The following is a 20,355-nucleotide window of genomic DNA, read 5'->3' as shown; positions in this document are numbered from 1 at the left end:
ATTGGTCGCCTTTTTTTATATTTCCAAGATTAACGGAATAGCTTATAGTAAAAGATAAATGTAATTTTTTTACTAAAAAAATGAATGCTCATTCAAACATCATGAAAGTAGTAGGTGGATACATATGGAATACATAAAAAGAGTAAAGTCAGAAATTTCAAAGGTTATGGTGGGAATGGATAGAGAGGTAGAACTTCTTACTGTTTCTCTACTATTTAATGGACATATATTGCTAGAAAGTGTGCCTGGTACTGGTAAAACGATGCTTGCTAAATCATTTGCAAGGAGTATTAATGGACTCTTCTCAAGGATTCAATTTACGCCAGACGTCCTCCCTAGTGATGTGACGGGGATCCAATTCTTTAATCCAAAAACCCAGGAGTTTGAACTTCGAACTGGTCCGATTGTTGCCAATGTTGTACTTGCGGATGAAATTAACCGTGCTACACCCAGAACTCAATCCAGTTTACTGGAAGTCATGGAGGAGAGACAAGTTACGATTGATGGGATAACGGTCAAGGTAGATGATCCTTTTATGGTTATTGCCACCCAAAATCCTGTTGAAGCACAGCAAGGAACATTCTCACTTCCAGTTGCCCAAATGGACCGTTTCTTTATGAAATTGAGCATGGACTATCCAAGCCTTAATAGTGAAAAAGAAATCTTAAAGCTAGCACGCGGGATTGGCAGCACCAAAGAAACAAATGCTGTTTTAAGTCACGAAGAAATTAAAAAGTTGCAGAGGCTCGTTCAACAAATAAAAATCAATGATACCGTTGAATCTTATTTGCTTCAAATCGTAAGAAAGACAAGACAGCATCCTGAAATAGATTTAGGTGTAAGTCCACGCGGGGCACTCGCATTGATGAAGGCTGCACAAGGCCAAGCCTTCCTAGAAAATCGTGAATATGTAATCCCAGAGGATATTAAAAAGATGGTGCCTTATGTATTAGGTCATAGAATCATTTTATCGACAGAAGCATCTTTTACAAAATCTCCTGAAAGCATACTTAAGGAAGTAATAGAAACGGTCCCAGTACCAGTAGAATTGGGCGCTTATTGATGATGGAATGGAGTAAATATAGTGTTGAGAACAAATATTTGCCTATAACAGGAGCATTTGCACTCTTTTTATGTATTGCTTCTTTTTTCTTCCAATCATGGCTTGCCTTTTTTGCTGGCGTCTTTATTATCCTACTTATTTATTTCAATCATCTCTATCTGAAGAAAGTGGGAGAGGGTTTATTTTTTAATAACAAAAAGGTAAGAGCGAAGTATTTCCCTGATGAAAAGGGTGAATGGGTACTTGAATTCCAAAATGTTAGCATACCCATCATGAAGGCGAAGCTGAGTGTGAGCTTTCATGATTCTGTTGCACCACATGACCCACATGCCCGGAAACAATCATCGATCTATGAAGTTACCGTTCCGTTTTCCATCAGCTATCGTCAAAAAACGAGTGTGACCATTCCCTTTACAGCGGAAAAAAGAGGTGTTTCTAGAATAAGAAAAATCGAGCTAATGATTCCCCATTTCTTTGGTTTCGGTGAAACCATATTAGAAAAGGAATTTCATTCAATACAAGAAGCGCTTGTTTATCCGAAAACATTGGCTGTGCACAATAAACATGTGCTCCTTACCAGCAAGCAAGGCGAATCTCCTGTTTCTTATTCACTTTTTGAGGACACACTCTCTCCCGCTGGAACACGAGAATACAATTATTCGGACAGTTTTAATCGAATTCATTGGAAGGCAACTGCTCGTAAACAAACCCTGCAAACGAAGCTCTTTGATAAAGTGACAGAGAAATGTTGGAATATCGCGATCAATATTGGTGATGACCGATTTGTCACCGATAATCTCGAAGAAATTTTGAGCGGGTGTGCAGATCTGGCCTATTTCTTTGTCAAACAGAATATCCCATTCTCCGTTTGTATTAATATGCGTTATGTGGGGATAACACCTTTTTATTATATAATGCCGGGTACTGGCAGAGAGCATTTACAAAAAGTATTAGAAGCGATCGCTCATATTGATGTAAAGACGTCTGTTTATCCTTTTGAAAAGATGCTTGCCTATTATGATAGCCATTTAGAACAGCAGCCGTTTTTCCTGCTTGCCGGACAATACATACCCGACAGAGGAAATATTCTAAATAGGATGGCCGAAAAAGGAACAAGTATTTACGAACTCATCATCCATGAACAAAGTGCTTCGATTGTGAAAAAATCATTCTCCCAAAAAAGGGGGATGTCTTCATGAAAAGCAATGCTTGGTATTTGGTTTATTACAAAACGTTTGAAATATTGTTTGGAAGTCTTGTTATCGCTTTTTACTACTTATATCGGGGACAAGAGATACCCATCCTGCCTTATCTAGTGCTGACACTAGCTACTACCTATCTATTTATTTTCCTGATTCACACCTACCAGGAGAAAAGCAGATTTTTATTTTTTATGATCGTTTTCCCTTTAGTTGTGGTTGGTGGATTATTGTTAAACTTTCCAATACTGTTTATTTTATTATTGGCGTTGTTGATTTATTGGAGAACAAGTGTCATGAATAGTGAGGATGGCAGTGTTCAAACCGGTGTTTGGTTGTTTTTGACTGTGTTCTTGGGTTTTATTCTACTCATTATCGCAAACATTCAGGGCTATCCTCAAAATCCATTGGTTATAATCATCGTCCTAAACCTTGCTTTTATCGTGATGGGCGGTTTTTTAATTAACTGGTTATCAGTGGTTGAGAACAAACAAGTAAAAAGACGTTTGCTGGGAAATTTTCTTTCCATAATGGGTATTTTAATGGTATTAAGCCTGCTTCTAGTTGCCTTGAGGGATGTCTTGAAGTGGGTGGTAGTTTCCATCCTTAAATTAGGGGTATTTGCAGCGTCCTTTGTTTTTTCTCCAATCTTTCATTGGGTGGAGAATTATGAGTTAACGGGAGAATTGAATCCATTTGAACAGATTCAAAATGCAGAGTCCCAAGTGGACACTGAGAGCACGAATTTAATTCATGATCAATCCTCTGTTGTGTCAAAAATGGATATTCATTTTACCTACTGGTACTTTGCCGTTTTGATCATTCTATGTATTTTGTTATTTATTTACCTATATAAAAAATTCCAGGGTACTACAGAAGTTTTAGATACTACAGAAAATCAATACTATACCATCTCGTTTGATGATGGAGGAAAGGGAACGAGTTCTTCAAAAAATAAAAGGTCTGGAGAACAGCCTTCCCATCGAGTACGAAAAGAAATGTATCGCCTTGAAAAAATGGCAGAAAAGCTCCAACTTGGTAGAAGTTCATCTGAAGCGATAGGGGAATGGTTTACCAGAGTAGGAGTAAACGAGGACGAGGTGATCCAATCTGTCTATGAAAGGGTTCGTTATGGAAATCAAATGGAATCAGATGAAGAATATAAAATATTTTTACAAAAAATAGAAAGTAAGAAATCCGAGTTAAAACAGATTCATAAATTGCTGTTAGAAGAAGGTAAAATCCAATCGAAATCACGTGTGAAAAACATTATGAAAGCATTTAAACCCAGAGCAGAAGAACATTGAATTATGTGTTCTTCTGTTTTTTTATGATCAATACACGATCAAAACTAGCACCAATGATAATTCCTGTTGTATACCGAATTAAATCCACGGTTAGGAAGCCTTTACCTAATATCAACGCTCCCAGCAGAGTTCCGCGAATTTGATTTATCCAATCTGCTTGATACAACTGACTGAATTCGATACCGAAGCTGAACAAAAAGCTGAGAATGATAGCTGTTAACATCCGTTTCTTTACAAATAAAAACCGGAATCCGTAATAGATCATCATTGCCCATAGGACATCGCCAGCATTCTCTGCTAAAAAGGGGAATAACAGATGGCTGAATTTTCTAGAGGCAAGGCCTAGTAGAATCGTAATGACGACAGCCATAAAATATGTTCCCCTTAGGTAAATATACGATTGATTTTTAGAAATCATTGGCAACACCTTTTTTCCACAGTATAATCTTCATTATATTAACAATTTTTTTACAAATACAAGCATGAAATGATAGCGGTTTTGTCGATAATGGGCCAAATTAAGTTGATACACACACTTATTGAGAAAGTAGGTATTTAGTATGTTAGTAATAGAAAAAATTAAATCAATTGAGACCCATTTAGACCAACTCTCTGAACTTTTGGTTCAGGTGGTGGATGACGGTGCGTCTATTGGATTTTTACCTCCTATGAATCTATCAGATGCGAGAGACTATTGGCAAACTGTAATGAACCCAGATGTGTATTTATTTATTGCGAAAGTAGATAATGAGATCGTCGGAACCATCCAACTGCACTTATGTAGCAAGCAGAATGGTCTTCACCGAGCTGAAATTGCAAAATTAATGACTGGACCAAATGCTAGACGTAAAGGAGTAGCGCGTTCCTTAATGAAAGCAGCGGAAGAACGAGCGTTTGATGAAAAAAGGACTTTACTTATCCTTGATACAAGGGAAGGGGATCCATCCAATTTCCTCTATCAATCTCTTGGGTATATCCAGGCTGGAAAAATCCCACACTTTGCCCTTTCGGATAAGGGAGAACTAGATACTACTGTGATTTATTATAAAGAACTTAAAAAGGAGTCTTAAAGGAACTATTTGACAGTAATGTGATTGAACGTCAATCATTGTATTACGGAAAGAGTTCTAGCGGCTTCATCTATTGGTTTCTTTAGATTCTCAGATGATGATTAGAAGGTGAGTTTTTTTATGAGAATAATAGGCATTGATTTATCCGGTCCAAGCAACCCTCAACATACGGTCTTGGCTGTCTTTGAACTGCAAGATGGAGAATTAACATTTCTCAAACTAAGGAGAAGTATAGGAGATCTTGAAATTTTGGAAGAAATACAGGAGCAAAGTCAAATTGATGAAGTGGTCATTGGGATGGACGCTCCATTGTCCTACCAGGACGGCGGTGGGGATAGACTAGGTGATAAACAATTGAGACAGTTTATTGTTTCTCTTGGGATGAAGTCGGGTTCCATCATGCCACCGACATATAACCGAATGGTCTACTTAACCTTGAGAGGAATTAAACTTACAAGAGAAATAGAAAATCTCAAGAGCAAACACCCCATATCCATTGTCGAAGTGCACCCTGGAGCCGTAATCGGATCAAGAATTCTATCAAAAGATTTAGCATATGTATTGACGTATAAACAAGATATGTCTTCAAGAAGTTTTATAAAAAATTGGTTAGGGGAGCAGCACGTAACACAGCTCCCCGCATTCATTGATGAAGAAAGTCATATGATTGATGCCTGTGCTGCAGCACTGGGGGCATGGCATTGGAAGGATTCATCCCACCAGCCAAAATGGCTGCTTCCTGCAAATCCTCCGCTTCATCCCTATGATTTTTGTTGTTAATTTAGTAAATATTGGAGGAAATTAAAATGAAGTTTTTTATTGTAGATGTATTTGCTGAGAACAAGTATGAGGGAAATCAATTAGCTGTCTTTATACCAGAAAGGAAAATAGATACAACGGAGATGCAAAAAATAGCTCGAGAAATGAACTTTTCGGAAACGACTTTCATTATGTCTGGCTTGCAGGATAATGGGGGCTATGATGTTAAGATTTTCTCCCCTGATTCTGAATTACCTTTTGCTGGACATCCGACCCTAGGCACTGCTTATGTTATCAACTATCTAATTGATCGTTCAGAAGGAAGTGAAGTTAAACTAAACCTGCCTGTTGGGCAAATACCCGTTATATTTGAAGATAAATACGCATGGATGACTCAAAATCAACCTGAATTTGGTGCTAATGTTGAGATTGATAGAATTTCAGCTGCATTAGAAATCAATCGAGATGATATCAATACTGATTTTCCGATTCAAGTGGTATCAACAGGATTACCAAGTGTTATTGTCCATTTGAAATCATTGGATGCCCTAAGCCGTTGTAAAATTGGCCATCGAGCCTATGCAGACCTATTGAAGGATCTGGGAGATGTTAATTTACTTGTCTTTACAACTGAAACCGCAAGCCCAGAAAACGATATAAATGTAAGATTATTTATGCCTATACCGGGATATCTAGAAGACCCAGCAACAGGTAGTGCTAATGGAAATTTAGCAGGATATTTATTAGAACATAACTTTTTTAATTCCAATGAAATAAACTACCGTGTCGAACAAGGTGCTTTTATTGGTAGACCATCGCTGCTAAAAATACATGCCAAGAAGACAGATATTCACTATCACATCCAAGTCGGCGGGCAAATCATTGTCGTATCAGAAGGTAAGTGGTATTAAAAATTTAGCGTGAAGGGGGTATATAAGATGCAAACATTGCCACAAACACAACCGGTAAAAAAATACATACCACTTTCATTTTTTGTTATTTTTCTCGGATACCTCGTTTTCGGGTTATCCGAGAATATTAAGGGCCCAGCGATTCCTCAGATGCAAATCGATTATAGGATTGATGAGCTGCAGGTTGGTTTTCTATTAGCGATTAATTCTATTGGGTTTTTAATCGCGTGCAGCTTTACTGGTGCTTTTTCATCTAAAGCAGGGATTAAGCTTACGAGTCTGATCGCTTTTGGTGTCATGGCAGTTTCAGGTGTTTTTATTTATTTTTCTAGTAACTTTGCTATCTTTTCCGTCTCCTATTTCATTATGTACTTAGGGAACGGAATGTTAGAAATCGCGTTGGCCATTTTAGCTGCAAGAATTTTCACAAAAAATACTGGCTTTATGATGAACCTATCTCATTTCTTTTATGGACTTAGTTCAACGGCGGCACCCTTAATGGCAGCAGGCTTGATGGGTATGACGTTTATCGGAGGTCAAGAGCTAGGCTGGAAGGGAATGTATTTTGTCATGCTCTCCTTATGCATCATCCCTATGATCCCAGCATTTTTTAGTACTCTTCCAGTTGATCAAACAACTACACACGAACGACTGCCGATGAAGACGTTCTTACAAGATCGGGTAGCATGGTTCATCATTATCATTCTATCGTTTGGAGTAATCGTCGAGCTTTCGATTGCAGGCTGGCTCGTTAACTTTCTAGTGAGATCTTTTCAATGGAGTGGAGCGGCGGCTTCCGGTATGTTGTCAATCTTTTTCCTCTGTTTTATGGTCGGAAGGTTACTTCTAGGATTTATTACCGATAAAATCGGATTTATGATTTCTATTATTGTTTTTTCCGGCCTTGCTGGAATTACGACCATTTTGGCTACTTTATTCGGACCTTCAGGTGTTTGGTTATATGCGGCAGCTGGGTTTGGGATTGCACCCGTTTATCCAACCGTAATGGCATTAATCGCAAAAAGATATCCGAATGGAATTGACGCTGCGATTACCGTTACCGTAACGATTATGGGGATTGTGGTTGTTATCAGCAATTTATTCTTAGGAGCGCTGATTGAATTCTTTAAAAGATGGTTCACTGGCCTTCTTGGAGCGGAAATGGGGTTAATGAGAGGATTTCAGGCAGGATTTATATTTATTGGTGTCTGCGGACTGTTATGTTCTGTTTTCAGTATTATTTTATATCGCTATTTGAAGAAGCGGAATGAAGTCATGTAAATGAGGTGACCATTTGGGTTGCCTCTTTTCTGTAAGAAGAGAGGATAATTATTATGAATAAACCATTTAAGGATTTCGTCCAAACAGAAGAGGAATTGCGCAAATTAATCGGTTTCCCAAGTGAATTAGTTGAGAGAAAGATAATTACATATTTAGATCAACATTGTGAAGAATACATATCCAAATCTCCATTTTTGGTGATTGCTAGCTCTGATTCAGCGGGTAAAGGAGATGTTTCACCTAGAGGGGATATGCCTGGATTTGTTAAAGTCTTAAATGAAAACTATTTGATTATTCCAGAGCGACCGGGTAACAAAAGAATCGATACCATGCGAAATATCCTGGCAAACCCTAACGTAGGTCTTTTATTTATGATTCCGGGTTTAGGGGAAACATTAAGAGTGAATGGAAATGCGTATTTGGTAAAAGACGTTGACCTTCTTGAACAGATGTCCGTAAGAGGTCGAACCCCTCTATTATGTATTGGAGTAGAGGTAGAGGAATGTTATATCCATTGTGCGAAAGCCTTTAAACGCTCTAGTTTATGGGAACCTAGTTCTTGGGCTGCCAAAGAAACGTTGCCCTCCGCGGCAAAAATCATATTTGATCACGCTAGACTTCCAGGTAGCAGTACCGAATCCATAGAGGAAAGACTTAAAGAAGGTTATTCGAAAAGATTATATTGAGATGGGACTTCAGTTGGCTAATCCATAAAAATAGGATCAATGGCTAGAATAATAGACTATTTATTGTGCCCCTAAATCTAAGAAATGGGATTTACGGCATAATAATAGGCTAATTGTGCCCGTTTCCAATTATAAATCGATTTTGGGTAACAATAAACTCACTATTGTGCCCATAATAAGATACAGGTGCAGTTTAGGTAAGAATTAGCCACGGATTAAAAATCCCAAGTGAAATGAATTCACTTGGGATCTTATTTTATAGATACGGACTTTCATGCTTCGCTTTTAACATATTCCAACGACGGTCAACTTCCTTATCAAACATCTCCAACATGTCTTTACTGTTTTCGTTCAGCAAATGTTTCGTTTTACCCATCAACTTCAGCCATTCGGATACAGCCAATCTTTTATTTTTCTCCTCCGGATTGTAGGTGACTGTTGTAATCCCATGCTCAACTTCATAAAGAGGGAAGAAACAGGAGTTCACAGCAGCCTCAACAATCGTTTGACCCAGTTCATCCTTTGACTTCCAGTTTAATGGGCAGGTAATTAAGATTTTGCCATAAACCAAGCCTTCATTATTGGCATACCACTGAGCTTTGGCTGCTTTCTTTAACAGGTCGCGATCAAAAGCTTCGGTACCGGTAAATACATAAGGGATATGAGTAGCTGCCATAATTTGAGCAGTATCCTTGTGATGGAATGGCTTCCCATTTTGGAAGCCGCCAATATTGGATGTACTCGTCATATGTCCCATAGGAGTAGAGTAGGACAGCTGACTGCCTGTATTCATGTAACCTTCATTATCATACTCAAGGATGATCATTTTATGGTTCCGTAATGCTGTTCCAATTGCAGGACCCATGCCAATATCCATACCACCGTCACCTGTAACCATAACGAAAGTAAAGTCATCACTCAGGCCCAGTTCCGCCAATTCACCGCGTCTCTTTCTTTCATGGAACATTTCCACAAGACCGGAAAGGGTAGCAGAGCCATTTTGGAAAAGGTTATGAATATACGTTGCTTTATGAGAGCTATAAGGGAAACCAGTGGTTACAACCATCGCACATCCAGTGTGGAATAAGGCAACGATATCACCTTCGATTCCTTTAAAAAACAACTCTAAACCAGAGAAAATGCCGCAGCCCGGGCAAGCCCCGTGACCGGATGCCAGTCTCTTTGGCTTTTTCGTTAAACTCCGCATAGGCGGAATTTTCACTTTCAATTCACCCGTTTTTTCATCAGGCGTAACCGTAATTAGACCCGTATTTAAGTCTTCTTTTTTCATCGGATTTAACACACGTTTCGGAGCAAACTCTGGTTTCCCTGGATTATGCCCAAAGTAGTCAAACGGCTTCTCTGCAAAACCTTTATCAGCAGCTTCAATAGCTAACTGGAAAAAGTGTTCGGCGTCATCTGCATAAAAATCTTTTCCGCCTAAACCGTAAATTCGGTTGATTACCTTTGTATGAGCATTTCCAACGGTTTGCAACGCCGCTCTTACTTCAAGCGCCATGTTTCCACCATGTGCTCCATATGAGTCTGCACGGTCACCAACGGTTACTGCTTTAACGTTTTTCAATGCTTCCGCTATTTGTTTTTGCGGGAAGGGACGTATCATATTTGGAGATATCACACCCGCCTTGATTCCTTGTGAACGGAGTCGATCAACAACGTCCTTACAAACCTCTGCAGCGGAATTCAACATAAACACGGCCACTTCCGCATCGTCCATACGATATAAGTCAAGGATCGGATATTCACGTCCGGTTAATTCTGCGTATTCCTTAGAAATTCTTTCAAACACAGCTTCGGCATTGTACATCGCTTCTGATTGTTGATAGCAGTTATTAATATAATCAGGTTCATTCATATATGGGCCGATGGTAACAGGATTTTCACGATCTAAGGCATGAGGGAAGTTCCTCGGAGGTTCCCCAATGAATTTTTGGACGTCACTTCTATTTTTAATCACCTGTACACGGCGTTTTTGGTGAGAGGTGAAATACCCGTCGAATGAAACGATAACAGGCAGACGGACTTCCGGATCTTCTGCTAGTTTAATCGCAATAATGTTCATATCATAAACAATTTGTGGATCGCGGGCCATCAAGATTGGCCATCCCGTATTCAATCCAAAATACAGATCGGAATGGTCACCATGAATATTTAATGGACCAGAGACAGAGCGATTGACTAAATTTAATACCATTGGAAAACGGGTTCCAGATTGAACTGGCAGCTGTTCAAGCATATAAAGAAATCCGTTTGCGCTTGTCGCATTAAATACACGCCCGCCACCTGTTGAAGCACCGTAGCATATTCCCGCGGAACCATGTTCGCCGTCCGCTGGAATCAAAACAATATCGTGTTCACCTCTAGATTTCATTCCATCAAGGAACTGCGCAACCTCTGTTGATGGGGAAATAGGGAAGTACCCCATTACATGATAATTAATTTGGTGGGCTGCATACGCCGCCATTTCGTTTCCAGATTCAAATACAAAACTTTGCTCAACCGTCCCCAGTTCGGTTTTGAGATTTTCTTGGTTTATTTCAATGGACATAAAAATCCCGACCTTTCCTTAGTTTTGAGTAACTAAATCAAATAGATGGGGTACACGGTTTTTATCCGCATAGCCGTCATTATATTCTCGTTCTCCTGATAGCGCTTCCACCGGACAGGCGGTTACACATTTTAAGCAGCCTTTGCAATATTGGTAGTCAATCCCTTTCAGGAACATTTGCGGACGACCCTTTTTATCTGCTTTTTCTTCCCATACAAAGCAAAAATCTGGGCAGGCTGTATCACAGGCCGCGCAATTGATACACTTTTCCTCATGAAAATGAGGGAGCATACCGGCACGTGAAATACTTAAATCTTTTAACATGCTGTTACCTGGATTCATGATCATTCCGCCAATTGCTTGAGTTTCATAACCAAGAACAGGTTCTGGTCTTGTAAAAGGTTTAGGTTTGACACCGTCTTCAGGTAGATACGTTTTAAATTCAACCTCATTAAATCCACGGTCGAATGTACGAATATTTGGCTCAACGAGGTGTGGATATTTCTTTTCAAAGGTTCGTCTTATCGTTTGTCTCATTGACTCTGGGTTTAAAAAGTCCAAAATACGATAAAGCGCTCCCAGCATAGCCGTGTTGGCTTTTGTTTGTTCTTCTAACGCGATACCAGTGGCGTCAATGATGGCAATGGTACCGCCAGCAATTTTCATGAGATTTTTCAGTTCGTCAGGGGATTTTTGTGAGTTTACTAGGATTGTGCTGTCAGGGTAGATCCCGCTTGTGCAGTCGATGGTTTTAAACAGGGCATCATGGAAAATGCCTACAACATGAGGACGTTCTATAGGTGTGGTGTCTCGTATGTTTGTTTCTGGCTCACAAAACCGAATATGGGCTTTTACAGGGGAACCTTTTTTCTCTGAACCGTATGATGAAAAACCGACTCCATTCAGTCCGTTTCCAACAACTCCATCCTCGGAAAGCATTTTACCTGCCAGATTTGCTCCTAATCCGCCGATTGACTCAAGGCGAATTTCAAAAAAACCTAATTCATTTGTTTTTGGTAATTTTGACAAAAGTATTCCTCCCATCTATGTAACGGAGTTTGGTATAGAATATTATAAATATTCTATAAATTAAATTAATTTCATTGTAACAGGACAGCAAAACAAATACAACAGATTTTTGAAAACAGATGTAGAAACCCGTATGGAGTTGGTTTTATCATTAAGGTGAAATGTAATTGTGATATATAACAGATGAAAATATGTTATATAACAAAGGGAGAGAGTTAGTTTTAAAAAGAAATGGAGAGTTGTTTGTAGGTCACTTGTGCCTAGTTCATACATATAATGCTAAAGTGTATTAGTCATGAAAAATTTAATATTTATCCAAGCCTGTTGTGATTACAGAGCTAAGGTAAGAATAATACGAACAGGGAGGGGATGTTTGTGAAATTTACCATTCAATATATACCCCTGAATAAAATTAAACCTGACGTATCATTGAAGGTAACAGAACATATTAAAAGACTCCAGCGATTGATGTGGGATTGTATGTTTGTTTTGGTTGTCAGGAAAAATCAGAAGGATAACAGCTATACAATCATTAGCGGTCAAGATCGTTATGAATCCCTCAGAAAACATACGAAAAATATTTATGCACCATGTATCGTTGATAAAAGTACACCTTCCGGAATGTTATCCTTGTTCCAACGGTTTCGCAGAAAACAACCGCTGGATGATTTTCCATTATTGCCATCTAGCTGGTCCATTGTTCGTTCCTTTTTAAAACAAGAGCCTCGTTTTAAACAATTATCCCGCTCGCAACAAATAAGAGTCCTTCTTTTAGCTGCGCATTATAAAAAAACAGTGATATATTCAATGAAAATGACTGTTGATGATCTATTGAGAGATAGATAGAAGAGTTTGGAATACATTCAAACTCTTCTCAATTTTTTATCAGAAAAAAATAGAAAAACAAATGTATTAGAATACTAACTCCGATCATATTAAACCAATTAATTACAAATCTTTTTCCCTTCGGTTGAATCACGCCCATCGCGACAATATTCCAGAATATCTTCGAATTACGCCATCGTTTTTTGTTCGGGCTTTCTTTACCGTCATACTTTCTATTTTCTCTTCTAACCCAGATATAAGCAATAATAATATCGAGTATTGCCCCAATTGATACTGCGATCATCACGGTCTCTCTCGATATAGTCCAACGATTTTTCTTTTTCTCCTCCTGCTTAGCCGCTATCTTTTTCTCGTGTTTCTCTAACTCTTGTTTGAATGTAGTCTCAGGCATTTCTACAGATGATTTACTAGGCTTAAAATCAACTAATGTAACAGCTAGAATCATAGAGACCATTAGCAAAAAGTATGTAGTAAAAAAAAGAGCCATTTTTTTATTTACTTTTTTCATCGTTTCACCTAAGTTAAGGCATTATTATCTAATATTATTTTACCACAATTATCCAGAAGGTGATGACTGAAAGGAAGAGCAGGAAATTCATATCCTGCTCTTTACTATTATTCAACCCTTACCCTAATTTGATCAATTGCATTATATCCATAACCCTTTCTATTCCAATAAGGTTTGCTGGGCTGTGTTTGACCATGAGAATCTGTTGCTTTTGACTTGATGGTATAGATTCCATTTTCTGTTGCCTTCCATTCATGAGACCAAGAAACCCATTTGTAGCTCGATTTCTGATTTATTATATTTGCATTGGTCCAATTATCTCCATTATCCATACTGATTTCTACCTTGGTTATGGAGCCATTACCAGTCCAAGCGATCCCCTTTATTTCATGTTTACCAGTGTTTAATATAGCCATATCTAATGGTTTTAGGATTGTTGAATTTACATTCATGGTTGTGACCGGCTGAGCACCATCGTCATTTTCTTGATTTGGATAATACATATAGTCTATCCTTTGGAAAGGGCCGGTAAAATGAGAACCGATGACACTTATTTGCTTAATCCATTTAACAGAGGCCATACCATACCATTGTGGAACGATTAATCTGAAAGGAAATCCATGTTTAAATGATAATGGTTTTTTATTATATTCATACGCGATTATCGTATCAGGATGTAAGGCCATTTCTAATGGTAAACTCCTAGAATAGGAGAAACGCTCATCGGAGTCTGTTCTTTTTCCTAGGTCATATCCTTCCACAACGACTTCTTTTGCACCTTGCGAAATACCTGAAAATCCGAGCAGAGCACCTAATGGAACACCCGTCCAAACACCTTGGCTTATCGCACCCTTTTCCCATTGTTCTCCAAATACTTTAGGTTTAAATAGGCTGCGCTTATTTCCGGAACATTCAAGAACCATTTCAACTGTTTTCGAGGGCAACTGTTGGATATTTTGCATGGAAAGCAATAAGGGGGTAGATACTAAACCGTTTATTGGAAGGAAGTAGTTTGAATAGGTAAGCTTTGGATAAGAAAAGTGGTTTCGCCGATAAAATAAAGGTGTTTGGGTTGTATCATTCTCAATAAAGTGAATCGGTGTTTCCTGATTCTCAGGGTCCAATTTACGTGTTATTAAATAAGGTTTTACAGCAGGATGTTTTGGCTTCATCATTACCTCCTTAATAATGCAGTCATTCATAATGTATGTTTTATCTCGTTAAATTAGGCAACATAACACAATTAGACATTGATGCAGTCATTCCTAGACCGTGATCAGTTGGGACAAAATGCAACCTATCTGATATCATAGAATACATAACAGGTTGGATGGAAATGGCTAGTAAACTAAATTAACGTTTTTAGCAGATTTTCCCTTTTGATTATTTTATCAAAGGGATATTTTTATGCCTAAGTCGACTAAACGTCTAATAGCATAAAAGGTGTCCAGGCAAAAAGATAAACACAGGATGGAGTGGTACCGTTGAAAAAATATAAAACTTTATTTTTTGATGTAGATGATACTTTATTAGACTTTGGTGCAGCAGAAAAATTAGCGTTACAACTCCTCTTTAAGGAACAGGAAATTCCTCTGACCTCCGCAATAGAAGATCAATATAAAAATATCAATCAGGGACTCTGGAAGAGGTTTGAAGCAGGGGAAATTCACCGTGATGAGGTTGTCAACACTCGCTTTTCTCTTCTTTTTAAGGAATTCGGTAAAGAGGTAGATGGAAGCTCACTCGAAAAAAAGTATCGATCATTCTTGGAACAAGGACATGAATTCATTACTGGTGCATTTGAACTTATTTCAGAACTCCATTCCCAGTTTGACCTATATATTGTCACGAACGGTGTATCTCAAACGCAGCAAAAACGATTACGTGCTTCAGGTTTATATCCACTATTTAAAGATATCTTCGTTTCCGAGGATACAGGGTTCCAAAAGCCAATGAAGGAATTTTTCGATTATGTTTTTGAAAGAATTCCTCAATTTGAAGTGAAACATGCATTAATAATCGGTGATTCTTTAAGTGCAGATATTTTGGGCGGGGACACGGCTGGAATGGATACTTGCTGGTTTAATCCCAAAATGAAACAGAACGATTCTGATATTTGTCCAACTTATCAAATCCATAAGCTTGAAGAATTGAAGCAACTATTAAGTGCGGAAAGAAAGGATAGGTACATGTTAATCTGAAGATTATTTCATCCATGCTAAATTAGGTATTACTTTTTCTTTTTGTTCAAACTAATTAAATAAAGAGCCATTGAGATATAGGTGCCAAATAGAAGCGTGAAAAATATTGGAGTAGATAAAGAATCCATGGTATCACCTGCTATTTTAATTCCTGTAATGTTGGATGGAAGAACAACAGGAGTATCAAGATTATAGGAAGAGAAATTAATAAGGCAACTAAGTGATTCTTATAATGCACTCGAATGATAAAAAATGTAATTAAATTAAATAATGTGGACCACCATAAATCCCAATCATTTTCATAGATAAATAATCCCTTTTTTTCAAAAAGGAACTCAATGAATGTGAAATATCCAACCCAAACACCTAAATAAATAAACTTCTTTTTCCCCTGGGGAAAAAACTGTAGATAAACCATTAATACAACCGGAATAATAAAGAAAGAAAATGCTAAATCGATTAGTGTATGATTTAGCCAAGATACTGTGACGGCTTTATATTTCCATAGAGTGTGTTGATAAAAGACAAAATTATAAAGTAAATTACAAATGATATAGAATTGAATGGTCGGATAAAATTCCTTCCACCTTTTCCAGTCTACAAATTTCTTTGCGACAATAATATAAACACCGATGACTATAAACAAGTACATGATTTAACCTCTTTGCTGTTTTATGGTTATTGTTTCCATAAATAAATGATAATATAATTGTACTTAATAATTCATTCACTAAAGAGTTGCAGCAGCAACTCTTTTTTTAGTAACTTTTACTTTAACCAGAGTTAAAACTCTTTTCCGAAGGTAACTTTAAATTAAAACTGGAAATAATTATTAATTGACTAGTGTAAAATAGTGTTAAACGGGTATAAACATAATTATACTATTCTTATGATGTAATCATGCCTAGGGGGATAAAATGGAACTATCTTTGTTATTAGAGTATGGCTGGGTTTTATTGATTTTGATTTTGTTAGAGGGCTTGTTATCCGCGGATAATGCTTTGGTGTTAGCTATTATGGCAAAGCATTTGCCTGCAGAACAGCAAAAAAAGGCAATAAATATCGGGTTGATGCTAGCTTTCATCTTTCGGATTGGAGCTATCTTTATTATTTCGTTTTTGTTTCATGTTTGGTGGATCCAAGCAATCGGGGCAGCGTATTTAATTTTCATCGCCTTAAAACACTTACTTAAAAAGGACCATGGCGGTAAAGACAAAGCAGGAAAAAGCTACCGGGCTACTGTAGCTCAAATCGCCTTAGCGGATATCGCTTTTGCTGTAGATTCGATTTTAGCCGCAGTTGCTCTTGTTATTGCATTACCAGGTACACCAATGGGTGAAATCGGTGGAATGGATGGTGCACAATTTATCGTTATCTTAATTGGTGCAATCGCTGGATTAATCGTGATTCGTTTTGCAGCAGGATTCTTTGTTAAAGTCCTGACACAACGTCCTGCTCTTGAAACAGCAGCGATGTTACTGGTTGGCTGGGTCGGGGTTAAGCTATTAATGCATACTCTTGCACACCCAGCATTACACATTATTTCACATGATTTTGTAGAAGGACCTATTTGGAATACCATCTTTTGGTCTGTTATGCTTCTTATCGCTATAGGCGGATGGTTCCTATCGGGTAAGAAAACACAGCAATCAACATAAGGAATCTCATCATAGAAAATGGCTTGGAACCATATCAAGCCATTTTTTTATGTATTTTGGAAAGGGGAGAAGTTATGAAGTTTTCATTTGATCATTTAGTGTGGTTCCAACATAAACCTGAAAATACGATTCAACCTCTTTCAGAACATGGTATCCACGTTATTGAGGGCGGTCGTCATGAATCTTGGGGAACCTACAATACACTCAGTTATTTTGGTTTAAGCTATATAGAATTTTTGGGAATTGAGCGATTAGAAATTGCTGAACAACATGAAGAAAATAAATTAATTACCCAAATTGTTCAACAGCTCGAAAAAGAGAACCGAGAAGGTCCTGCTAAAATCGCAATTCGAACTGACCGGATTAACGACTTAGCGACCAAGCTAAAACAAGACGGATTTACCGTATTTGGTCCGCTTCCGGGTCAACGTGTTACTGCGGCTGGTGACGTGATCAGTTGGTCACTTCTATTTATCGAGGATCAACCTAATCAGCTATCACTTCCTTTTTTCATCCAATGGAAAAAAAGTGATAAGGAAAGATTATCTGCGTTTCAGGAACAAGGAATGTTAGGCAGACATAGTGGCGAAAATTCAAATTTTGAATCTGTCGGTTTTGTTGTAAGGGATTTAAAAGAAACGATAAAAACTTGGGGAAGGTTTTTAGATATATCCCCGAGTGAAGAGTTCAGAGATGACGTCTTACATGCTCGCTGCCAACGATTAGAATTACCCGGAACCAACCTATTGTTCTGCACACCAATTGGAGATGGACCAGCAGAAAAGGTCTTACATGAAAGAGGAGAAACACCTTTTCTCATAAACCTTACACAAACGAACCAAAGCTGTTTTTTTGAAATCTTGAATGGTTATTGGCGCTATCAATAGCCAGATTTTTCAAAAAAATATTGACATGAAATTCCAGTGGACTTTATACTATTGATAGTTATTATAAGGAGGTTATCTGTAGACATGTTGAACTAATCCCATGAATGGCCGTTTTGAATACGAACCATTTACGCTCTCTGCTGATGAGTGAAAGGGATTACTATGTCATTTTACAGATATCCGAATTTGGCTGACTTCTTGTTAGTGGACTTTTTTGCCTAGTCCAAACATGGAGTAGGTTGTTTCGTTCTGTTTAACATGCATATAAATCTAAATTCACAAGTCGCAGAGAAATCTGCGATTTTTTATATGAGAATATAACCCGAGGAGACGATAACATGGTTAACACAAAATTAATTTTAGTAGAGGGTTTGCCTGGTTCGGGGAAGTCGACAACAGCTGCTATGACAAATGATATTTTAAAAGAATGGAATATCGATACAAAGTTGTTTCTTGAGGGCAATGTTGAACATCCAGCAGATTATGAGGGAGGCTCTTATTTCACAAAAACTGAATTTGCCCAGCTTATAGAACAGTATAGTGAAGTAAAACCCATTTTATTAAAACATGCTTTCGAACGGTGTGATGGGTTTGTATTGCCGCAATATAAGCTGAAACAAGACTTGGATGAAACACAGGTTCCTGATTCTTTTTGGGACGACATATGGAATCACGACATCTATGACCTGCCGTTAGAGAAGAACATAGAATTGATAACGGATAAATGGAAAAGGTTTGTTGTGCATGCGTTAGCAGGAAATCACACGTATATTTTTGAATGCTGCTTCATCCAAAATCCTGTAACCATCGGAATGATCAAATACGGTGCCTCACAGGAAGTGGTCCTAAATTATGTAAAGCAATTGGCTGATATTATCGAGCCTTTAAAACCCGTTTTACTTTATGTAGAGCAACAAGATTTGTCACGTTCATTTAAAAAAGCTGTTCAAGAACGACCAAAAGAATGGTCTGCTGGTTTTATGAATTACTATAATAACCAAGGCTACGGCAAAATGCATGATGCGGAAGGAATCGATGGAACCATTGCAGTCTTAGAAGCAAGATATCAATTAGAAACCGTTATTTATAACTCACTCAATCTGGCGAAACATAGAATTGATAATACGAAGTTTGACCGACTTCTTCACGAAAGCCAACTCAAGGATACCTTCATAAATACAGTAAAAATGTAATGCTAGGAATCAGAGTGCATATTGCCTCTGATTTTTTTCTGTCTTTTAATTATTTTGTTGGATTTATGACGAAGACAATAACACTTTTATCTAGATCAAAATCCCAATCAACAAAAATATCAATGATTTTATGGTTCAAAATTCCTTCAAAATGATTATTGTTATGAAGCAGTCCTTTTTCGAGTGTTCGCTTGGCTAACTTTAGATGTTCCTGCATGCCTTGTCTAATTAATTGTTTTTCTATTCTCACCAAAATCCCATTTCGAATGACCATGATGGACCTGTGATTTATTTGGCATGCATAAATCTCTTCCGGCTTCTTTTCAGATTCTGAGCTTAATTTATTAATTTCATCGATAAGTTCTGCTTTCCCTGTAAATTCTTCATTAATCGGAACATCGATACCGGTTGAATCACTGCATATTCCTGTAAACATCGCGGATCTATTATGAAGACCCCAGTCATAATAGAATTCTCTTATTTCCATACCGGTCACAATCTTTATATAGGCTTTTATTTCTGGTATTAGCGTATCCATCACTAAATCCCTGGTTTGTTGAACACTTTCGTCTTGTTTTTGATTTAAAAGTACCTTTTCAGTTGGTGTAAGAAAATTTCGAATATAAACGATTATAAAGGTTTTACCTAAGGAAACATGTACGGATTCTGGGCCTTTACCAAAAGAATCACGTAGAGTCTTACTAATATAGCTGCTTAACTCGGCCGTTTGTTTATAAATTGGTGACTCCATTTTCACGAACTCCCTTTCCTAACTAGGTCTTTAACCCTATCATACCCTTTTTTATTGGAAATAATTAGCATGGTTTGTTACTCTGAATAAAAATATAATGAAAGTAGGTGAAGGGACAGAAAGCCATTCGCTTTGAGGAGTAGGATATGTTTTCAAGCTTGAGCAACAAAGTTTTAGTAGACACATATTTTAATGCAGTAAAGCTAGAGTTAGACGAAGACTTTATTAAATTGTTAGAAGAAGAAATTGATCGAAGAGGAATCCAAGTAGATATGGTAGAAAGAATGGTTAAACCATAGCTTTTTATTAAGGGTACTATGAACCTTCTTCACTTGTAATGGTTATGTAATAAGAACAGCGGCGAATGGCTTCTTGCTCTTCACTCTTTCGTACAAATAGTGCCTATGAAATAATCAGACTACTTATACTTTTTGGAA

Annotated in this window: 21 protein-coding genes; 14 read left to right on the top strand and 7 right to left on the bottom strand. The window is 37.7% G+C overall.

Annotated elements, in window-relative coordinates:
- Positions 1–124 precede the first annotated feature (124 nt).
- Genes ACN6MT_RS18770 through ACN6MT_RS18760 form a run of 3 tightly spaced genes read left to right on the top strand, consistent with a single transcriptional unit; the run spans position 125 to position 3,569 of the window.
- Positions 125–1,063, top strand: a complete 939-nt coding sequence (locus ACN6MT_RS18770; RefSeq protein WP_419887488.1) for an AAA family ATPase — start codon at positions 125–127, stop codon at positions 1,061–1,063.
- Positions 1,063–2,262 (top strand): DUF58 domain-containing protein, encoded by a 1,200-nt coding sequence (locus tag ACN6MT_RS18765; protein ID WP_419887487.1) that lies wholly within the window; start codon positions 1,063–1,065, stop codon positions 2,260–2,262. The genes ACN6MT_RS18770 and ACN6MT_RS18765 overlap by 1 nt, the downstream gene beginning before the upstream one ends.
- The gene (locus ACN6MT_RS18760) at positions 2,259–3,569 is read left to right on the top strand and encodes a hypothetical protein (protein ID WP_419887486.1); all 1,311 of its coding nucleotides are present in this window, start codon (positions 2,259–2,261) and stop codon (positions 3,567–3,569) included. The genes ACN6MT_RS18765 and ACN6MT_RS18760 overlap by 4 nt, the downstream gene beginning before the upstream one ends.
- Before the next feature lies 1 nt (position 3,570).
- Here ACN6MT_RS18760 and ACN6MT_RS18755 read toward each other — a convergent pair whose 3' ends face one another.
- Positions 3,571–3,939, bottom strand: a complete 369-nt coding sequence (locus ACN6MT_RS18755; protein WP_419887485.1) for a DUF2809 domain-containing protein — start codon at positions 3,937–3,939, stop codon at positions 3,571–3,573.
- Positions 3,940–4,129: 190 nt separating this feature from the next.
- On the opposite strand from ACN6MT_RS18755, the gene ACN6MT_RS18750 reads away from it, so the two are divergent.
- The 5 genes from ACN6MT_RS18750 to ACN6MT_RS18730 all read left to right on the top strand — a co-directional run bounded on the left by ACN6MT_RS18750 (position 4,130) and on the right by ACN6MT_RS18730 (position 8,276).
- Positions 4,130–4,639: an N-acetyltransferase family protein gene (locus ACN6MT_RS18750; protein ID WP_419887484.1), complete on the top strand. Its 510-nt coding sequence runs from the start codon at positions 4,130–4,132 to the stop codon at positions 4,637–4,639.
- Between the two features lie 120 nt (positions 4,640–4,759).
- Positions 4,760–5,419: a DUF429 domain-containing protein gene (locus tag ACN6MT_RS18745; RefSeq protein WP_419887483.1), complete on the top strand. Its 660-nt coding sequence runs from the start codon at positions 4,760–4,762 to the stop codon at positions 5,417–5,419.
- Between the two features lie 26 nt (positions 5,420–5,445).
- On the top strand, positions 5,446–6,309 hold the full coding sequence (locus tag ACN6MT_RS18740) for a PhzF family phenazine biosynthesis protein (protein ID WP_419887482.1): 864 nt from the start codon (positions 5,446–5,448) through the stop codon (positions 6,307–6,309).
- Positions 6,310–6,336: 27 nt separating this feature from the next.
- Positions 6,337–7,590, top strand: a complete 1,254-nt coding sequence (locus tag ACN6MT_RS18735; RefSeq protein ID WP_419887481.1) for an MFS transporter — start codon at positions 6,337–6,339, stop codon at positions 7,588–7,590.
- Positions 7,591–7,643: 53 nt separating this feature from the next.
- Positions 7,644–8,276: a pyridoxamine 5'-phosphate oxidase family protein gene (locus ACN6MT_RS18730; RefSeq protein WP_419887480.1), complete on the top strand. Its 633-nt coding sequence runs from the start codon at positions 7,644–7,646 to the stop codon at positions 8,274–8,276.
- 256 nt (positions 8,277–8,532) lie between these two features.
- Here ACN6MT_RS18730 and ACN6MT_RS18725 read toward each other — a convergent pair whose 3' ends face one another.
- Entirely contained in the window at positions 8,533–10,845 is a 2,313-nt protein-coding gene (locus ACN6MT_RS18725) for a thiamine pyrophosphate-dependent enzyme (RefSeq protein WP_419887479.1), read from the bottom strand.
- 18 nt (positions 10,846–10,863) lie between these two features.
- Positions 10,864–11,874 carry a 2-oxoacid:acceptor oxidoreductase family protein gene (locus ACN6MT_RS18720; protein WP_419887478.1) on the bottom strand — a complete coding sequence of 337 codons (1,011 nt, stop codon included), beginning with the start codon at positions 11,872–11,874 and terminating at the stop codon, positions 10,864–10,866.
- Between the two features lie 375 nt (positions 11,875–12,249).
- Here ACN6MT_RS18720 and ACN6MT_RS18715 point away from each other — a divergent pair, with 375 nt between their 5' ends.
- On the top strand, positions 12,250–12,720 hold the full coding sequence (locus ACN6MT_RS18715; protein ID WP_419887477.1) for a hypothetical protein: 471 nt from the start codon (positions 12,250–12,252) through the stop codon (positions 12,718–12,720).
- Positions 12,721–12,748: 28 nt separating this feature from the next.
- Here ACN6MT_RS18715 and ACN6MT_RS18710 read toward each other — a convergent pair whose 3' ends face one another.
- The gene (locus ACN6MT_RS18710; RefSeq protein WP_419887476.1) at positions 12,749–13,228 is read right to left on the bottom strand and encodes a hypothetical protein; all 480 of its coding nucleotides are present in this window, start codon (positions 13,226–13,228) and stop codon (positions 12,749–12,751) included.
- Between the two features lie 107 nt (positions 13,229–13,335).
- Positions 13,336–14,403, bottom strand: a complete 1,068-nt coding sequence (locus ACN6MT_RS18705) for a sulfite oxidase (RefSeq protein WP_419887475.1) — start codon at positions 14,401–14,403, stop codon at positions 13,336–13,338.
- A 309-nt stretch (positions 14,404–14,712) separates the two neighbouring features.
- On the opposite strand from ACN6MT_RS18705, the gene ACN6MT_RS18700 reads away from it, so the two are divergent.
- Positions 14,713–15,429 (top strand): YjjG family noncanonical pyrimidine nucleotidase, encoded by a 717-nt coding sequence (locus ACN6MT_RS18700; RefSeq protein WP_419887474.1) that lies wholly within the window; start codon positions 14,713–14,715, stop codon positions 15,427–15,429.
- A gap of 139 nt (positions 15,430–15,568) precedes the next feature.
- Here ACN6MT_RS18700 and ACN6MT_RS18695 read toward each other — a convergent pair whose 3' ends face one another.
- Positions 15,569–16,081: a CBO0543 family protein gene (locus ACN6MT_RS18695; protein WP_419887473.1), complete on the bottom strand. Its 513-nt coding sequence runs from the start codon at positions 16,079–16,081 to the stop codon at positions 15,569–15,571.
- A 265-nt stretch (positions 16,082–16,346) separates the two neighbouring features.
- On the opposite strand from ACN6MT_RS18695, the gene ACN6MT_RS18690 reads away from it, so the two are divergent.
- The 3 genes from ACN6MT_RS18690 (at position 16,347) to ACN6MT_RS18680 (ending at position 19,167) form a co-directional block, all read left to right on the top strand.
- On the top strand, positions 16,347–17,087 hold the full coding sequence (locus tag ACN6MT_RS18690) for a TerC family protein (RefSeq protein WP_419887472.1): 741 nt from the start codon (positions 16,347–16,349) through the stop codon (positions 17,085–17,087).
- 74 nt (positions 17,088–17,161) lie between these two features.
- Positions 17,162–17,974, top strand: a complete 813-nt coding sequence (locus ACN6MT_RS18685) for a VOC family protein (protein WP_419887471.1) — start codon at positions 17,162–17,164, stop codon at positions 17,972–17,974.
- 338 nt (positions 17,975–18,312) lie between these two features.
- Positions 18,313–19,167, top strand: a complete 855-nt coding sequence (locus ACN6MT_RS18680; protein ID WP_419887470.1) for a hypothetical protein — start codon at positions 18,313–18,315, stop codon at positions 19,165–19,167.
- A gap of 49 nt (positions 19,168–19,216) precedes the next feature.
- On the opposite strand, the gene ACN6MT_RS18675 is transcribed toward ACN6MT_RS18680, so the two are convergent.
- The gene (locus ACN6MT_RS18675) at positions 19,217–19,918 is read right to left on the bottom strand and encodes a Na-translocating system protein MpsC family protein (RefSeq protein WP_419887469.1); all 702 of its coding nucleotides are present in this window, start codon (positions 19,916–19,918) and stop codon (positions 19,217–19,219) included.
- A 146-nt stretch (positions 19,919–20,064) separates the two neighbouring features.
- On the opposite strand from ACN6MT_RS18675, the gene sda reads away from it, so the two are divergent.
- Entirely contained in the window at positions 20,065–20,217 is a 153-nt protein-coding gene (sda, locus tag ACN6MT_RS18670) for a sporulation histidine kinase inhibitor Sda (RefSeq protein WP_419887468.1), read from the top strand.
- The last annotated feature ends 138 nt before the right edge of the window (positions 20,218–20,355 follow it).

The organism is Neobacillus niacini, from assembly GCF_048572935.1.
In the GTDB taxonomy this organism is placed as follows: domain Bacteria; phylum Bacillota; class Bacilli; order Bacillales; family Cytobacillaceae; genus Neobacillus; species Neobacillus niacini.
This window is presented reverse-complemented; position numbering and strand designations above follow the sequence as displayed.

Coding starts and splice junctions, on each gene's coding strand:
- ACN6MT_RS18755 (WP_419887485.1), bottom strand. CDS start 3,939: ATGGCTGTCGTCATTACGATTCTACTAGGCCTTGCCTCTAGAAAATTC.
- ACN6MT_RS18705 (WP_419887475.1), bottom strand. CDS start 14,403: ATGATGAAGCCAAAACATCCTGCTGTAAAACCTTATTTAATAACACGT.
- ACN6MT_RS18745 (WP_419887483.1), top strand. CDS start 4,760: ATGAGAATAATAGGCATTGATTTATCCGGTCCAAGCAACCCTCAACAT.
- ACN6MT_RS18710 (WP_419887476.1), bottom strand. CDS start 13,228: ATGAAAAAAGTAAATAAAAAAATGGCTCTTTTTTTTACTACATACTTT.
- ACN6MT_RS18760 (WP_419887486.1), top strand. CDS start 2,259: ATGAAAAGCAATGCTTGGTATTTGGTTTATTACAAAACGTTTGAAATA.
- ACN6MT_RS18675 (WP_419887469.1), bottom strand. CDS start 19,918: ATGGAGTCACCAATTTATAAACAAACGGCCGAGTTAAGCAGCTATATT.
- ACN6MT_RS18740 (WP_419887482.1), top strand. CDS start 5,446: ATGAAGTTTTTTATTGTAGATGTATTTGCTGAGAACAAGTATGAGGGA.
- ACN6MT_RS18680 (WP_419887470.1), top strand. CDS start 18,313: ATGGTTAACACAAAATTAATTTTAGTAGAGGGTTTGCCTGGTTCGGGG.
- sda (WP_419887468.1), top strand. CDS start 20,065: ATGTTTTCAAGCTTGAGCAACAAAGTTTTAGTAGACACATATTTTAAT.
- ACN6MT_RS18725 (WP_419887479.1), bottom strand. CDS start 10,845: ATGTCCATTGAAATAAACCAAGAAAATCTCAAAACCGAACTGGGGACG.
- ACN6MT_RS18765 (WP_419887487.1), top strand. CDS start 1,063: ATGATGGAATGGAGTAAATATAGTGTTGAGAACAAATATTTGCCTATA.
- ACN6MT_RS18770 (WP_419887488.1), top strand. CDS start 125: ATGGAATACATAAAAAGAGTAAAGTCAGAAATTTCAAAGGTTATGGTG.
- ACN6MT_RS18730 (WP_419887480.1), top strand. CDS start 7,644: ATGAATAAACCATTTAAGGATTTCGTCCAAACAGAAGAGGAATTGCGC.
- ACN6MT_RS18690 (WP_419887472.1), top strand. CDS start 16,347: ATGGAACTATCTTTGTTATTAGAGTATGGCTGGGTTTTATTGATTTTG.
- ACN6MT_RS18735 (WP_419887481.1), top strand. CDS start 6,337: ATGCAAACATTGCCACAAACACAACCGGTAAAAAAATACATACCACTT.
- ACN6MT_RS18685 (WP_419887471.1), top strand. CDS start 17,162: ATGAAGTTTTCATTTGATCATTTAGTGTGGTTCCAACATAAACCTGAA.
- ACN6MT_RS18695 (WP_419887473.1), bottom strand. CDS start 16,081: ATGTACTTGTTTATAGTCATCGGTGTTTATATTATTGTCGCAAAGAAA.
- ACN6MT_RS18750 (WP_419887484.1), top strand. CDS start 4,130: ATGTTAGTAATAGAAAAAATTAAATCAATTGAGACCCATTTAGACCAA.